Below are 14,300 nucleotides of genomic sequence, written 5' to 3' on the forward strand. Positions count from 1 at the left end.
TCGGGGCCCAGCCGGCCCACCGGCGGTCCCAGTGACGCGGGTGGGCCGCCGCCATGGACCTGACCGCAGCGCCGCCGCCAGGCATCTCCGCTCCGTTGGTCGCTTCAATCTATTCGTCACTCCCCCTGCTCGCCACGCAAGCACCACGCAGCGCGAGCCGCCAGCCCGGATCGCCGCGGATGGCGTCGGCAGCGGCATCGCATCGCATCAGGCGGCGCCATCCCCAAGGCACGCCGCCGCCTCGCGCAGCGCCGCCAGCAGCGCCGGCGCCAGCGCCTGACCCTCGATCAGCTCGAACGGCACCCCCAGCGCCAGCAACTCCGACGCCAGCAAGGCGGGCGATTCGGCGCCCATCGCCAGGCGGCAGTCGCCGTCCTCGCCCGCCTCCAGCACCCCGCACCATGGCGGAATGCGCGCGGCCAGGTCGGCCAGGTCGCCGCGCAGGCGCAGCCGCACCTGCAGCGGGAACGGCGCAAAGCGGACCGCCTCGCGCACCATCGCGGCTGGATCGCGCGGTGGCGGTCGCGCCGCGGTCAGGTCGCCGAGCCGCAGCGGCGCGTCGATGCGATCGACCCGGAAGGTGCGCCAGTCGGCGCGGTCGCGATCCCAGCCCAGCAGGTACCAGCGGCGCCCGAAGTTGACCAGCCGCAGCGGCTCGATCCAGCGCTCGCTGGCCTGGCCCTGGTGGTCGCGATAGGCGAATCCGAGCAGGCGCCGGTCGCGGCAGGCCGCGGCGATGCCGACCAGCAACCGGGTCTCCGGCACCACGGCGTCGTGCCCCAGCGACACGGTCACCGCGTGCAGCGCGCCGGCCTGCTGCCGCGCCCGCGCCGGCAGCAGCGGGTCGAGCTTGGCCAGCACCCGCAGCGCGGTGTCCTCCAGGCCGCCCATGCTCGCCGCCGCCGCGCGCAACGCCACCACCACCGCGACCGCCTCCTCTTCCTCGAACAACAGCGGCAACGCCTGCGCGCCCGCCGCCAACCGGTAGCCGCCGCCCACGCCGGAGGAAGCGCGCACCGGATAGCCCAGGCCGCGCAGGCGCTCGACGTCGCGGCGCAGGCTGCGCCGGTCCACGCCCAGGCGCTCGGCCAGTTCCGCGCCCGACCAGGTGCGGCGGGTCTGCAACAGGGCGATCAGGCGCAGCATGCGGGACGCGGGAGAGGCCATCGCGCCACCGTATTGCGGACAGGATCCGTCCGCAATACCGCCTAGCATCTTGGTCTCGCCACCCAGGAAGAGCCCGCCATGTCCAGCGCCGACCGCCACGTCACCCTGTACCACAACCCCCACTCGCGCTCGAAGGGCGTGCTGATCCTGCTCGAGGAGCTGGGTGCCGACTACGCGCTACGGCGCCTGGACCTGCAGCAGGGCGAGCAATTGAAGCCGGCGTACCTAGCGATCAACCCCATGGGCAAGGTCCCGGCGATCGTCCACCAGGGCGTGCCGATCACCGAACAGGGGGCGATCTACCAATATCTGGCCGAGCTGTATCCCGAAGCCGGGTTGGCGCCGGCGCCGGGCGATCCGCGTCGCGGCCCCTACCTGCGCTGGCTGGCGTTCTACGGCTCGGCGTTCGAGCCGGCGATCCTGGACCGCGCGCTCAAGCGCGAGGCGCCGCCGCGGATGCTCTCGCCCTATGCCGACTGCGCCACGGTGCTGGGTGTGATCGACGCCCAACTGGCGCGCGGCGACTACCTGCTGGGCGCGCACTGCAGCGCCGCCGACGTGCTGTGGGGCAGCGCACTGGGCTGGATGATCGGGTTCGGGCTGGTGGACCCGCCGGCGCCGACCCGCGCCTACGTCGAACGCATGGCGGCGCGGCCGGCGGTGCAGCGCGCGCAGGCGATCGACGCGGCGGCCGGCGCTTGAGCCACGGGCGCCGGCGACGGCCGCCGCGGCGGCATCTTCCCAGCGGACAGCCGGCGCCTTACCATCTCGCGGCAGCGCAGCAGGACTCGCGCCGACCGCCACGCCACCGCCGCCGCCAACCCAAGGAAGGAATTCCATGCAAAAGATCCTGATCGCGATCCTGTTCGTGGCGCTGCTGGCCGTGGGCGGCGGCTGGGGCTACAGCGCATGGAAGGCGAAACAGCCGCCTGCCCCCACCGCCGCGCCTGCCCCCGCCGCGCCGCCGGTTTCGGCTGCCGACGCCGCGGCGACCGCCGCGGCGAACAACAAGAAGACCGAAGAGGCCGCCGCCGCCGACGCGGCCATCGATGCCGCCGACGGCAGTGCGGTGGACACGCAGACGGCGGGCGACGCCCAGGACGGCACGGACAAGGCCGAAGGCGTCAAGTTCACCTACGAGTACGTGCCGCCGCGCGATCCCGGGCTGCAGGCCGCCTACGACTTCGCGGTCAAGATCGACATCCTGCATCGCCTGCCCGAGGTCAATGCGATGGACGGGCTGCTGATGCTGCCCGGCCCGCTGCACCTGATCACCGCCGAGTGCAAGCAGACCAACGCCTTCTACTCGCCGACCAAGAACGAGCTGGTGCTGTGCTACGAAATGATCGAGATGCTGATCAAGGTCGGGGCCAGCATCGGCGAGCAGAACCAGGACGACGGTTTCAGCGCGCGCTTCCTGATGGCCAACACGCGCTTCATCATGCTGCACGAGTTCGGCCATGCGCTGATCGACATGCTGAAGCTGCCCAGCACCGGCCGCGAAGAGGATTCGGCCGACCAGTTGGCGTCCTCGCTGATGCTGATGTTCATGTCGCCGGACGAATCGCCGGGCGCCATCGCCGAGAACCTGCGCCTGGCGGGCCTGTTCTTCGTGATGAACACCAAGGAGCAGTACGGCGCGGCCGACTTCGCCGACGAGCACTCGCTCGGCCAGCAGCGCTTCTACAACCTGATGTGCATGCTGTACGGGCGCGACCCGGCCAAGTACCTGCGCCTGGTGACCAGCGGCATGCTGCCGGAGGACCGCGCCCAGCGCTGCCCGACCGAGAGCAGCCGCATCACCACCGCCTGGGCCAAGCTGCTGCTGCCGCACATCGCGCCGAAGTACCAGATGAGCGGCGACGAGGCGCAGAAGCGCTACGACGAGGCCAAGCGCAAGCAGGAAGAGAACGCCGAGTCGCCCTACGTGCGCTGAGGCGCACGCCGACCGCATCGGGCGCCGGCCTGCCGGCGCCAGCGCCGTCGGGCCTGGCCGGCCCTGGCCCCGCCGGGTTCGGCCGCCCATGCCGCGGTGGCGCCGGTTGCCGATACAATAGCCGGCTAACCGCAGCCGTCGCCGGCTGCCCGCCCGCAACCCGTCTGGAATAAGCGCCATGCCCGGGACGCCCGCCCCTGTTTCGCCGACCGCGGCTGTCGCCGCGGATGCCTCCGCCCTGCTTCCGTTGCCGACCGCGCGGCCGGCCGCGCCATCCGTGGTCCGCGGCAAGCTGTACATCAAGACCCACGGTTGCCAGATGAACGAGTACGACTCGGCCAAGATGGCCGACGTGCTCGCCGCGGCCGAGGGCCTGGAGCTAACCGACAATCCGGAAGAAGCGGACGTGGTCCTGGTCAACACCTGCTCGATCCGCGAGAAGGCGCAGGAGAAGGTGTTCAGCCAGCTCGGCCGCTGGAAGGCGCTGAAGGCCGGCGGCAAGCCGGTGATCATCGGCGTCGGCGGCTGCGTGGCGTCGCAGGAAGGCGAGGCGATCGTCAAGCGCGCGCCCTACGTGGACCTGGTGTTCGGCCCGCAGACCCTGCACCGGCTGCCGGACCTGATCCGCGCGCGGCGCGAGTCGGGCAAGTCGCAGGTGGACATCAGCTTCCCCGAGGTCGAGAAGTTCGACCGCCTGCCCGAGCCGCGCGCCGAAGGCCCGTCGGCCTTCGTGTCGATCATGGAAGGCTGCTCCAAGTACTGCTCGTTCTGCGTGGTGCCCTACACCCGCGGCGAGGAGATCAGCCGCCCGTTCGAGGACGTGCTGGTGGAAGTGGCGCAACTGGCCGCGCAGGGCGTGCGCGAGATCAACCTGCTCGGGCAGAACGTCAACGCCTATCGCGGCCCCTACGGCGACGCCGAGGCCGGCGAGGAACTGCAGCACGCCGACCTGGGCCTGCTGATCCGCAGCATCGCGCAGATCGAGGGCATCGGCCGCATCCGCTTCACCACCTCGCACCCGCTGGAGTTCAGCGACTCGCTGGTGGATGCCTACCGCGACGTGCCGCAACTGGCCAACTACCTGCACCTGCCGGTGCAGGCCGGCAGCGACCGCGTCCTCAGCGCGATGAAGCGCGGCTACACCGCGCTGGAATTCAAGCAGAAGATCCGCAAGCTGCGCGCGGTGCGCCCGGACATCTCGATCAGTTCGGACTTCATCGTCGGCTTTCCCGGCGAGACCGACGCCGACTTCGAGAAGACCATGAAACTGATCGAGGACGTGGGCTTCGACCAGAGCTTCTCCTTCATCTACTCGCGGCGCCCGGGCACGCCCGCCGCCGACCTGGAAGACGATACCCCCGAGACAGTGAAGCACGCGCGGTTGGCGCGGTTGCAGGCGCATATCAACGCGCATGCGCAGCGGATCTCGCAGGGCATGCTCGGCAGCGTGCAGACCGTGTTGGTGGAAGGGCCGTCGAAGAAGAACCCGGCCGAACTGACCGGCAAGACCGAGAACATGCGCTCGGTGAATTTCCCGGGGCACCCGCGCCTGATCGGCCAGTTCGTGGACGTCACGATCACCGAGGCGCTGAGCAATTCGCTGCGCGGGCGCCTGCACCTGGCCGAGGACGACGCCGTGGCCTGAGCCGTCGCGGCCTGGCCGAGCCCCGCTGGGCGGCCTCCTTGTGAGAGGGACTTCAGTCCCGACTGCACGGTCGCCTGGGAAGCATTGCCCTGCCGTCGTCCTGAAGGCCCGCCTTGCAGAGGCAATCGGCACACCTCGCCGCCCTGTGTAGGAGCGGCTTCAGCCGCGACAGGCGCTATCGGGAATGCCTGTCGCGGCTGAAGCCGCTCCTACAGAAGCGCCTAGTGCTGTGTTGAGGCTGACGTCGGCTCCAACGGTGGCACGCTCAATCAGGCAGGTGCGATTTTTTTCACCACCACAGGACCGCGCCTTGCGCGGCAAGGCGTTCGCAAGGTTGTCCACAGGCTTTGGCACAAGCGATCCACATGCATTGTGGACAACGTTGCCATCGCCAGCGCGCGCCGCTGCGGCAGCACGTGGCGGTGCGCCGAGCGCGGATCCGCAATGCGCGCTTCGCGCTGGCCGTCGCGCGCGTGCAACCGCCGTCGCCGCGCGCCCTTCACTGGCCCGGCCGCGCCCTGCGCGCTACCCTTGCGCCCTCTCTTTCCCGACGTCGCCGCTGGCGGCGCGCCTGCCATGACCAGCCCCGCGCAACACGACTTCACCCTGGAACCCGCCGACACCGAACGCCTGGCCAACCTCGCCGGCCCGTTCGACGCGCACCTGCGGCAGATCGAACTGCGCCTGGGCGTGGAGATCTCCAACCGTGGCAACGTGTATCGGGTGACCGGGCCGGAGCAGGCCGCGGCGGCGGCCGAGCGGCTGCTGCAAGCGCTGTACGCCGAGGCCGAGCACGTCATCTTCGACGACCAGGAAATCCATCTGCGGCTGAACCAGTCGAACGTCGATCAGGTCGCGCAGCGCGCCTATCAGCCGCAGGAGGTGGCGATCAAGGTCAAGCGCGGCACCGTGCGCGGCCGCGGCGCCAACCAGGCCAAGTACCTGCACCAGATCGCCACCCACGACATCAACTTCGGCATCGGCCCGGCCGGCACCGGCAAGACCTTCCTGGCGGTGGCCAGCGCGGTCGAAGCCTTGAACGAATCGCGCGTGCAGCGCCTGATCCTGGTGCGCCCGGCGGTGGAAGCCGGTGAGAAGCTCGGCTTCCTGCCCGGCGATCTCAGCCAGAAGGTCGATCCCTACCTACGCCCGCTGTACGACGCGCTGTACGAGATGCTGGGCGTGGAGAAGGTGGTCAAGCTGCTGGAGAAGAACGTCATCGAGATCGCGCCGCTGGCGTACATGCGCGGGCGCACGCTCAACGACGCCTACGTGATCCTGGACGAGGCGCAGAACACCACCATCGAGCAGATGAAGATGTTCCTGACCCGCCTCGGCTTCGGCAGCACCGCCGTGGTCACCGGCGACCTGACCCAGATCGATCTGCCCAAGCACGTCAAGTCCGGGCTACGCGATGCGATCGAGGTGCTGCACGAAGTGGACGGCGTCAGCTTCACCTTCTTCGAGGCGCGCGACGTGGTGCGGCATCCGTTGGTGGCGCGGATCGTCAGCGCCTACGAGAAGCGCGACGTCAGCGACAAGCTGACCGGGCCGGCGGCATGACGATGCGCAGGCCGCAGTGGATGCCCATCGCGTGCGCCGCGCTGCTTGCCGCGGCGACCAGTGGCGCGTGCCTGGCGCAGGACGACGCCCAGATCCCGGTGACGCGGCAACGCGTCGCGCTCGCCCAGACCATCGCGCCGCCGTGCGTGTCGGTGGCGGTCGAGCAAGCGACCATCCTGCTGTCCAGGCCCGAACTCGAACGCGCCGCGCAGGCCCAGCGCGGCTCCGCCGACGACGCCACGCAGGAGGGCGAGCCGCAGCGGCTGGCCTGGATCGCCGGGCGGCGCGCGCAGGCCTTGCTGGACGTCGCCGGCGACCAGCAGGACCGCTTCGGCTGCGCCCTGGTCGCGTTCAAGGCGGTGCCCAACGACAGCCTGTACCTGCTGGGCCAGTTGCTCGAGCGCGGCCAGGCCGCCGTGTGGATACCCGAGCGCAACGGTTTCGCCGCCGCGGTCGAGGTCGCGCATTTCAATCCCCAGTGCCAGCATGGCCCGATGGGCGGCGCGACCTATCGCGTCGCCAACGATGGGCCGCCATTGCTGATGCTGACCGAGTGCGTCACCTGATCCAGCCGTCGTGATGGTGCCGGATGGCGGCGCGGCAGTCGCGCGGCGCGAATGGCCATCGCACGTTGCCCTGCCGCACCCCGAAGTGCGCCGCAACCGCCGTACACTGTGGCGACGCAATGCACAGGGGAAGTGCCATGATCCGCAAGTCCGCGTTGGTTTGTGTCTGTCTGCTGGCCTCGATCGCCGGCGCCGCGTCCGCCGAACCGAAACAGCCGCCCGCGCCGGCGCGCGCCTACATCGAGACCAGCTACCTGATCGCGCCGAAGACGGCAGGCGCGTTCCAGCTCACCCGCAGCAAATACAATCCGGCCGCGAAGTCAGCCGGCGCCGGCTTCCACTACGCGATGGCGACGCATCCGGAACTGGTGATCGACGTGTTCGTCTATCCGGCCGGGCGGCACGACGCGACCACCGCGCTCGCCGATGGCCTGGCGGCGTTTCGCCACGACTTGGCCTCGGCGGTGACGGAAGGCACCTATTCACGGCTGGACGACTGACGCATGCGCCGTTCGTGCTGGGCGGCGAGGCCGCGCCCACGCCCGCCCCCGCCAACGGCGTCGATGCGGCAGTCCAGGCCGCCATCGCCGAAAGCGAGCGAACGCCCGGCGAGAAGTTGCAGTTGGATCTGCGCTTGCAGAGCGGCACGCGGCTGTTCTCCAACGGCTACCTGTTCTACAAGCAGCTCTACTACTTCAAGGTCCGCGTGTCCGCGGCGAAAGACGACAGCGCACAGGACCGCTTCGACACGCTCGCCGACCAGGCCGCGCGCACACTGGTGCCGGCCATCCAGGTCGCCAACGTCGGCGGCTGCGCGGATGCCACGATCCATCTCGACGTGAACGACACGCCCGAGCACAACGCCGCGGAGTTGGTGCGCCAGGCGCGTCGGCAGATGGGCTTCAACTGCCATGCTTCAGCCAAGGACGCCGGTGTCGACCAAGCCGCCGACACCGCGGACGTGGTCGAGATCGCCTACAGCGCCGACGACTGGGCATCGCGGTGACGCGCCGCACGCGCGATACTGTCGGCCCCTGTCCGCTGCGAATCACCGTCCCGCCATGACCAAAGGCCCGCTCCGCCTCGATGTCGGCGTCAGCTACGCCCTGCCCCGCGCCGGACTGCCGGCGGCGGTCAGTTTCCGCAAATGGGTGGCCGCGGCGCTGAAGGGCCGCATCCGCGAAGCCGACCTGGCCATTCGCCTGGTCGACGCCAAGGAAGGCCGCGCACTGAACCACCATTACCGCGGCAAGGACTACGCCACCAATGTGCTCAGCTTCCCGGCCGAGCTGCCGGAAGGCCTGCCCAAGGGCGTCAAGCTGCCGCTGCTCGGCGACCTGGTGATCTGCGCGCCGGTGGTGGCGCGCGAGGCCGCCGAACAGGGCAAGCCCATCAACGCCCACTACGCGCACCTGACCGTGCACGGCGTGCTGCACCTGCTCGGCTGGGACCACGAGGACGACAAGGAGGCCGACGCGATGGAGCAGCTGGAACGAGAGATCCTGGCCGACCTGGGCGTGGACGATCCCTACGCGGGAGAGCGCTGAGCCGCCTTCTCCCGGCCGGCACGCGGCGGCGTGCGCCGCGCAGCATGCTGGTCAACCGCCGCCGCGGGCGTTACCGTGGCCGCGCGGCCGTCGCGCCGCCTGTCCCGCTTCCGGCCGAGGTCCATCGCGTTGATCCGTGCATCGCTCCTTCTGCTCGCGCTGGCGTCCGCGCTGCCGGCCAGCGCCGCTCCCGCCCCGATCGATCTGCCGGCGCTGCTGGAGTGCCGCCAACGCGTGGCCGACTTCGCCGCGCTGGGCCCCTTGCTGGCCGACCCGTTGAAGGCGGTGGCGCAGGGCTGGCGCCCACTGCCGCAGTCCAACCTGTTCATGAGCGAGTACGAACTGGCACGCCCGATCCAGGTGTTCGGGCACAGCACCAACCGCATCGCCGTGGCCGGCGCCAGCGTGATGGCGATCCTGGACCTGCCCGACCCGCGCCCGCTGGCCAGGCAACTGCAGCTGGAGACGGCGGTGGATACGCCGGAAAAAGCGATGTTCGGCCGCGAAGTGGTCAGCGCGGACGTCGCCGACCCGAAAACCGGCGAGCCGATGATCGAATCGATCATCCTCAGCCTGTCCACGGTGAAGTCGCATCCGGGCAAGACCCTGGCCGGCTGCAGCTACAGCCTGGACCTGCCCGAGGAGCCGGGCGCCGCACCGGCGCCGGACCCGTTGCACACGCCCGCCAACGGCGGCTGAGCCGGCGCCGGCGCGCGCGCCGGCGGCGTCGCGGCCCTGTCCCATTGGCCTGCTAGACTTGCGCACACCGCCCGGCTGTCCGGGTGCCGTCCCCATAGAACATGTCAGAAGACGACGCTAGTAGCTCCACACCGGAACCCCACGAAAAACGCCGCGGCTGGCTCGAGCGCCTCAGCTCGGTGTTCTCCAGCGATCCGCACACCCGCGACGACCTGGTCGAGGTGCTGCGCGACGCCCAGCACGACGGTCTGATCGCCGCCGATACCCTGCGCATGATGGAAGGCGCGCTGTCGGTCTCCGAACTCACCGTCGGCGACGTGATGATCTCGCGCTCGCAGATGGTGTCGCTGTCGGTGGAGTCGCGCTTCCTCGACCTGATGAAGCAGGTGGTCGAATCCGGCCATTCGCGCTTCCCGGTACACGGCGAGAACAAGGACGACATCCTCGGCATCCTGCTGGCCAAGGACCTGCTGCGCGGCGTGGTCGCCGACCATGGCCCGGGCACGGTACGCGAACTGCTGCGCCCGGCGGTGCTGATTCCCGAGTCCAAGAAGCTCAACGTGCTGCTCAAGGAGTTCCGGCTCTCGCGCAACCACATGGCGATCGTGGTCGACGAGTACGGCGGCGTCGCCGGCCTGGTCACCATCGAGGACGTGCTGGAGCAGATCGTCGGCGAGATCGACGACGAGCACGACGACGCCGAGGACGAGGCCTCGCTGATCGCGGCGCAGGCCGACGGCCAGTACGTGGTCGACGCGCTGACCCCGATCGAGGACTTCAACGAGCGCTTCGGCGCCGATTTCCCCGACGACGACTACGACACGGTCGGCGGGCTGGTCACCGAGGCCATCGGCCACCTGCCGGAAACCGGCGAGGAACTGACCCTGGGCCGCTTCGCGTTCCGCGTGGCGCGCGCCGACGCGCGGCGGGTGCAGGCGTTCCACGTCACCATCCTGCCGCCCGACCCGCAGGAAGACGCTTGACCGCGCGGCCGGCGCCTCCCTCCGCGGCACGCGGCTGGCCGCGCTGGCTGCTCGGCGCGGTGCTGGCCTGCTGGGCGGCACTGGCGTTCGCGCAGGCGGGCACGGCCGATCCGGCCGCGCCGCCGGCGTTGTCGCCGCCGGGCGCCGCGCCGGGCGGCGCCCTATCCGCCGGCGACGCCGCGGCGCCGGCGCCACGCATCGGCGTGGCCACCATGCAGCCCGGCGAGGTGTTCTTCGAACGCTTCGGCCACGACGCCATCGTGGTGATGGATCCAAGCAGTGGCCAGGCAACCTCGTACAACTTCGGTTTCTTCGATCCCAGCGAACCGGATTTCGTCAGCCGCTTCGCCGCCGGCGACATGATGTACTACCTGGTCGCCCTGCCCCTGCAGGAGGACCTGGCGCAGTACCGCGACGCCGGCCGCGGCGTGGACATCCAGTGGCTGGACATGGAACCGGCGCAGGCGCGCGCGCTGCAGGCGGCGCTGGCCTGGCGCGCGCGCCCGGAAAACGCGCGCTACCGCTACGACTACTACACCGCCAACTGCGCCACGATGGTCCGCGACGCGCTGGACCGCGCGCTGGGCGGCAGCCTGCACGCGCAACTGTCCGGGCGCTCGCGCGGCAACACCTACCGCAGCGAATCGGTGCGCCTGGCCTCGCCGGCGCCGTGGATGTGGCTGGGCTTCGACCTGGGCCTGGGGCCGTTCGCGGACAAGCCGCTGTCGCGCTGGGAAGAGGCGTTCGTGCCGATGCGCCTGGCCGAGAGCCTGGGCGAGGTGCGCAACAGCGCCGGCCGGCCACTGGTGCAGGCGCGCCAGCAACTGCTGCCGCAGCGCCTGGCGCCGGAACCGAAGGAACAGGCGCGGCACTGGTGGCCGTGGCTGCTGGTCGGCGTCGCGGTCGCCGCCGGCGTGCTCGCGCTGGCGCGGCGGCCGCGCTGGCTGGCCGCGCTGGCGCTGCCGTTCTGGCTGCTGTGCGCGCTCGGCGGCGGCGTGCTGCTGTACCTGTGGGGCTTCAGCGAGCACCGCGCCGCCTGGGCCAACCGCAACCTGCTGCTGCTCGACCCGCTGTGCCTGCTGCTGGTCGGTGGCGCCATCGCGCGATTGCGCGGCCGCCGGCCCGGGCGCTGGTTCGGCGTCGTGCTGTGGACGGTGACCGCGCTGGCCGGCGCGGCGCTGCTGATCCATTGGCTGTCGATGCTGCAGCCGCAGTTCAACCTGCAATGGATCGCCCTGCTGCTGCCGGTGCACGCCGCGCTGGCGTGGGCGTTCACGCGCCGCCGCTTGCAGCCCTGACCCCGCCCGCGCACGATTTCCGCCATGGCCTCCGTTCCCGCCAATCCCGCCTGCGTCATCAACTGCGTGCACTACGACGGCCACGGCCGTCGCCACGACATCGCGCTGGAGCAGATCAGCGACGTGCTGGCCGGCGACGACGGCTTCGTCTGGGTCGGCATGTACGAACCGGCCGACGCGGTGCTGGAGCAGTTGCAGGAGGAGTTCGGGCTGCACGACCTGGCGATCGAGGACACGCGCAAGGCGCACCAGCGGCCCAAGGTCGAGGCCTACGGCAATTCGCTGTTCCTGGCAGTGCACACCGCGCAGGTGATCGACGAGCGCATCGTCTACGGCGAGACCCACGCCTTCCTCGGCGCGCGCTTCCTGCTGACCGTGCGCCACGGCGCCTCGCTGCCGTACGCGCCGGTGCGCGAACGGCTGGAGCGCGAGGCGGCGCTGATGCAGCTCGGCCCGTCCTACGCGCTGTACGCGGTGCTGGACTACATCGTCGACAACTACCAGCCGATCCTGGACGAGTTCCGGCAGAGCCTGGAGCGTCTGGAGACGGACATCTTCGCCGAGGCCTACCGGCGCGACACCGCGATCCGCCTGTACGAACTCAAGCGCGAACTCAACCAGATGCGCCTGGGCGTGGCGCCGCTGCAGGACGTGCTGGCGCATCTCAAGCGCAACCCCGGCCCGCTGATCCCCGACGAGGTGCGGCTGTACGTGCGCGACGTGCTTGACCACGCGGTGCGCACCAACGAGGCGATCGACACCTTGCGCGAGATGCTCGGCACCGCGCTGAGCGTGAACCTGTCGCTGGTGACCCTGGCCCAGGGCGAGACGGTCAAGCGCCTCGGCGCCTGGGCCGCGCTGCTGGCGGCCCCGACCCTGATCACCAGTTGGTACGGCATGAACTTCAAGCAGATGCCGGAACTGGAATGGCCCTGGGCCTACCCGCTGATGGTCGGCGGCGTGGCCGCGGTGTGCCTGGGCTTGTATGTGGCGTTCAAGCGGGCGAAGTGGCTTTGAGCCGCCGCTTTGCGGCGGCGGGAATGGGGAAACGGGAATCGGGAATGGCAAAAGCACAGCCCGCGACGGACAAACCGTAGCGCCGGGTCAACGCCACAGCGCATGAAGCCGGCCGCAGAGCCGGCTTTTCCTATTCCCCATTCCCGACTCCCCACTCCCCACTCCCCACTCCCAGCCTCACTCACCGAGCCGCCGCGATGCGGCGGCGAGAATGGGGAAACGGGAATCGGGAATGGCAAAAGCGCAGCCCGCGACGGACAAACCGTAGCGCCGTGTCAACGCCACAACGCATGAAGCCGGCCGCAGAGCCGGCTTTTCCTATTCCCCATTCCCGACTCCCCATTCCCAGCTTCACCCCACATACACCGACTTGATGTTCATGAACTCATGGATGCCGTGCTCGGCCAGTTCGCGGCCGAAGCCGGAGCGCTTGATGCCGCCGAACGGCAGGCGCACGTCGCTCTTGACGATGGCGTTGACGAAGGCGGCGCCGCACTGCAGTTGCCGCGCCACGCGCTCGCCGCGGTCGCGGTCGGCGCTCCACACACTGCCGCCGAGCCCGAAGGTGGTGTCGTTGGCCACGCGCACCGCTTCCGCCTCGTCGGCCACGCGCAGGATCGCGGCCACCGGGCCGAACAGTTCCTCGTCGTAGGCCGGCATGCCCGGCGCCACGTTGTCCAGGATCGTCGCCGGGTAGCCGGCATGGGTCGTGGTGTCCGGCGCGCCGCCGAGCAGCGCGGTGGCGCCCTTGGCGATGCTGGCCTGCACCTGCTTGTGCAGTTCGTCGCGCAGGTCCTGCCGCGCCAGCGGCGCCAGGGTGGTGGCGTCGTCCTGCGGATCGCCGAGCCGGCGCTCGGCCGCGGCGGCGGCGAAGCGGCGCACGAACTCCTCGGCGATCGCCTCCACCACCACGAAACGCTTGGCCGCGATACAGGTCTGCCCGGCGTTGTCGAAGCGCGACTTCACCGCCGCGGCCACGGTGCTGTCCAGGTCGGCATCGTCCAGCACCACAAACGCGTCGCTGCCGCCCAGCTCCATCACGCACTTCTTCAGCTGGCCGCCGGCGTTGGCGGCGATCGACCGGCCGGCGCGCTCGCTGCCGGTCAGCGTCACCGCGGCGATGCGCGGATCGCGCAGCACGTCGGCGGCTTGGTCGTTGTCGATGTGCAGCACGTCGAACACGCCGGCCGGCACGCCGGCGGCGGCCAGCGCGGCATGGATCGCGTCGGCGCAGCGCGGCACGTTGCTGGCGTGCTTGAGCAGCGCCACGTTGCCGGCCATCAGCGCCGGGGCCAGGAAGCGGAACACCTGCCAGATCGGGAAGTTCCACGGCATCACCGCCAGCACGCAGCCCAGCGGCTCGTAGCGCACATAGCTGCGCTGCGCGTCGGTGGCGACCGGCACTTCGCGCAGGTAGTCGGCCGCGTGCTCGGCGTAGTAGTCGCAGGCGTCGGCGCACTTGTCGATCTCGGCCAGGGCCTCCTTGCGCAGTTTGCCCATCTCCATGGTCATCAGCCGTTGGATCTCCTCGCGCCGCGCGCGTAGCTGCGCGCCGACCTCGCGCAGCAGCGCGCCGCGCTGTTCCAGCGGCGTCGCCGCCCAGCCGGGAAACGCCTGCGCGGACGCGGCCAGGCGCCGTTCGACGGCGGCCGCGTCCATCAGTTCCTGGCGGTGCTCGACCTGGCCGGTGGCGGGATTGACGGTGTCGTAAGGCATCGCGACGGACTCCTGAAAAAATGTCCGGCCAGCCTAGCGCCGCGAAGGTTGCGGCGGCGTGGCGACGGCGTTGGCGCGATGGACCACAGCGTTCCGTGGCGGCGCCTTTGTAGGAGCGGCTTCAGCCGCGACAGGCACGCGCCGAAGGTATCTGTCGCGGCTG

General features: G+C 70.4%; 14 protein-coding genes. 12 read left to right on the top strand and 2 right to left on the bottom strand.

What is annotated here, in order from left to right:
- Positions 1 to 207: 207 nt before the first annotated feature.
- Positions 208 to 1,167, bottom strand: a complete 960-nt coding sequence (locus AB3X07_RS14575; protein WP_369939310.1) for a helix-turn-helix transcriptional regulator — start codon at positions 1,165 to 1,167, stop codon at positions 208 to 210.
- A gap of 78 nt (positions 1,168 to 1,245) precedes the next feature.
- Between AB3X07_RS14575 and AB3X07_RS14580 the strand changes: the two genes are divergently transcribed.
- The 12 genes from AB3X07_RS14580 to AB3X07_RS14635 all read left to right on the top strand — a co-directional run bounded on the left by AB3X07_RS14580 (position 1,246) and on the right by AB3X07_RS14635 (position 12,421).
- Positions 1,246 to 1,869, top strand: coding sequence for a glutathione S-transferase family protein (locus tag AB3X07_RS14580; protein WP_369939311.1), 624 nt, complete (start codon positions 1,246 to 1,248; stop codon positions 1,867 to 1,869).
- A 136-nt stretch (positions 1,870 to 2,005) separates the two neighbouring features.
- Positions 2,006 to 3,103, top strand: coding sequence for a DUF4344 domain-containing metallopeptidase (locus AB3X07_RS14585; RefSeq protein WP_369939312.1), 1,098 nt, complete (start codon positions 2,006 to 2,008; stop codon positions 3,101 to 3,103).
- Positions 3,104 to 3,281: 178 nt separating this feature from the next.
- On the top strand, positions 3,282 to 4,748 hold the full coding sequence (gene miaB / locus AB3X07_RS14590) for a tRNA (N6-isopentenyl adenosine(37)-C2)-methylthiotransferase MiaB (protein WP_369939313.1): 1,467 nt from the start codon (positions 3,282 to 3,284) through the stop codon (positions 4,746 to 4,748).
- A gap of 576 nt (positions 4,749 to 5,324) precedes the next feature.
- Positions 5,325 to 6,311 (top strand): PhoH family protein, encoded by a 987-nt coding sequence (locus tag AB3X07_RS14595; RefSeq protein ID WP_369939314.1) that lies wholly within the window; start codon positions 5,325 to 5,327, stop codon positions 6,309 to 6,311.
- Positions 6,312 to 6,331: 20 nt separating this feature from the next.
- Positions 6,332 to 6,877, top strand: a complete 546-nt coding sequence (locus AB3X07_RS14600; protein WP_369939315.1) for a hypothetical protein — start codon at positions 6,332 to 6,334, stop codon at positions 6,875 to 6,877.
- A 137-nt stretch (positions 6,878 to 7,014) separates the two neighbouring features.
- Positions 7,015 to 7,377, top strand: a complete 363-nt coding sequence (locus AB3X07_RS14605) for a hypothetical protein (RefSeq protein WP_369939316.1) — start codon at positions 7,015 to 7,017, stop codon at positions 7,375 to 7,377.
- A 14-nt stretch (positions 7,378 to 7,391) separates the two neighbouring features.
- On the top strand, positions 7,392 to 7,883 hold the full coding sequence (locus AB3X07_RS14610; RefSeq protein WP_369939317.1) for a hypothetical protein: 492 nt from the start codon (positions 7,392 to 7,394) through the stop codon (positions 7,881 to 7,883).
- Between the two features lie 55 nt (positions 7,884 to 7,938).
- Positions 7,939 to 8,424: an rRNA maturation RNase YbeY gene (gene ybeY, locus AB3X07_RS14615; protein ID WP_369939318.1), complete on the top strand. Its 486-nt coding sequence runs from the start codon at positions 7,939 to 7,941 to the stop codon at positions 8,422 to 8,424.
- A gap of 129 nt (positions 8,425 to 8,553) precedes the next feature.
- Entirely contained in the window at positions 8,554 to 9,123 is a 570-nt protein-coding gene (locus AB3X07_RS14620; protein WP_369939319.1) for a hypothetical protein, read from the top strand.
- A gap of 101 nt (positions 9,124 to 9,224) precedes the next feature.
- A complete protein-coding gene (locus AB3X07_RS14625) occupies positions 9,225 to 10,106 on the top strand; it encodes an HlyC/CorC family transporter (protein WP_369939320.1) in 882 nt (293 codons plus the stop codon).
- Between the two features lie 47 nt (positions 10,107 to 10,153).
- Positions 10,154 to 11,404, top strand: coding sequence for a DUF4105 domain-containing protein (locus AB3X07_RS14630; protein ID WP_369944779.1), 1,251 nt, complete (start codon positions 10,154 to 10,156; stop codon positions 11,402 to 11,404).
- Between the two features lie 24 nt (positions 11,405 to 11,428).
- On the top strand, positions 11,429 to 12,421 hold the full coding sequence (locus AB3X07_RS14635) for a magnesium and cobalt transport protein CorA (RefSeq protein WP_369939321.1): 993 nt from the start codon (positions 11,429 to 11,431) through the stop codon (positions 12,419 to 12,421).
- 351 nt (positions 12,422 to 12,772) lie between these two features.
- On the opposite strand, the gene AB3X07_RS14640 is transcribed toward AB3X07_RS14635, so the two are convergent.
- On the bottom strand, positions 12,773 to 14,137 hold the full coding sequence (locus AB3X07_RS14640) for an NAD-dependent succinate-semialdehyde dehydrogenase (RefSeq protein ID WP_369939322.1): 1,365 nt from the start codon (positions 14,135 to 14,137) through the stop codon (positions 12,773 to 12,775).
- Positions 14,138 to 14,300: the final 163 nt, after the last annotated feature.

Origin of the sequence: Xanthomonas sp. DAR 35659, assembly GCF_041242975.1 — a bacterium.
In the GTDB taxonomy this organism is placed as follows: domain Bacteria; phylum Pseudomonadota; class Gammaproteobacteria; order Xanthomonadales; family Xanthomonadaceae; genus Xanthomonas_A; species Xanthomonas_A medicagonis.

Bases quoted from the DNA above. Each gene is read 5' to 3' on its own strand.
- AB3X07_RS14575 (WP_369939310.1), bottom strand. From the start codon at position 1,167: ATGGCCTCTCCCGCGTCCCGCATGCTGCGCCTGATCGCCCTGTTGCAG.
- AB3X07_RS14580 (WP_369939311.1), top strand. From the start codon at position 1,246: ATGTCCAGCGCCGACCGCCACGTCACCCTGTACCACAACCCCCACTCG.
- AB3X07_RS14585 (WP_369939312.1), top strand. From the start codon at position 2,006: ATGCAAAAGATCCTGATCGCGATCCTGTTCGTGGCGCTGCTGGCCGTG.
- miaB (WP_369939313.1), top strand. From the start codon at position 3,282: ATGCCCGGGACGCCCGCCCCTGTTTCGCCGACCGCGGCTGTCGCCGCG.
- AB3X07_RS14595 (WP_369939314.1), top strand. From the start codon at position 5,325: ATGACCAGCCCCGCGCAACACGACTTCACCCTGGAACCCGCCGACACC.
- AB3X07_RS14600 (WP_369939315.1), top strand. From the start codon at position 6,332: ATGCCCATCGCGTGCGCCGCGCTGCTTGCCGCGGCGACCAGTGGCGCG.
- AB3X07_RS14605 (WP_369939316.1), top strand. From the start codon at position 7,015: ATGATCCGCAAGTCCGCGTTGGTTTGTGTCTGTCTGCTGGCCTCGATC.
- ybeY (WP_369939318.1), top strand. From the start codon at position 7,939: ATGACCAAAGGCCCGCTCCGCCTCGATGTCGGCGTCAGCTACGCCCTG.
- AB3X07_RS14625 (WP_369939320.1), top strand. From the start codon at position 9,225: ATGTCAGAAGACGACGCTAGTAGCTCCACACCGGAACCCCACGAAAAA.
- AB3X07_RS14635 (WP_369939321.1), top strand. From the start codon at position 11,429: ATGGCCTCCGTTCCCGCCAATCCCGCCTGCGTCATCAACTGCGTGCAC.
- AB3X07_RS14640 (WP_369939322.1), bottom strand. From the start codon at position 14,137: ATGCCTTACGACACCGTCAATCCCGCCACCGGCCAGGTCGAGCACCGC.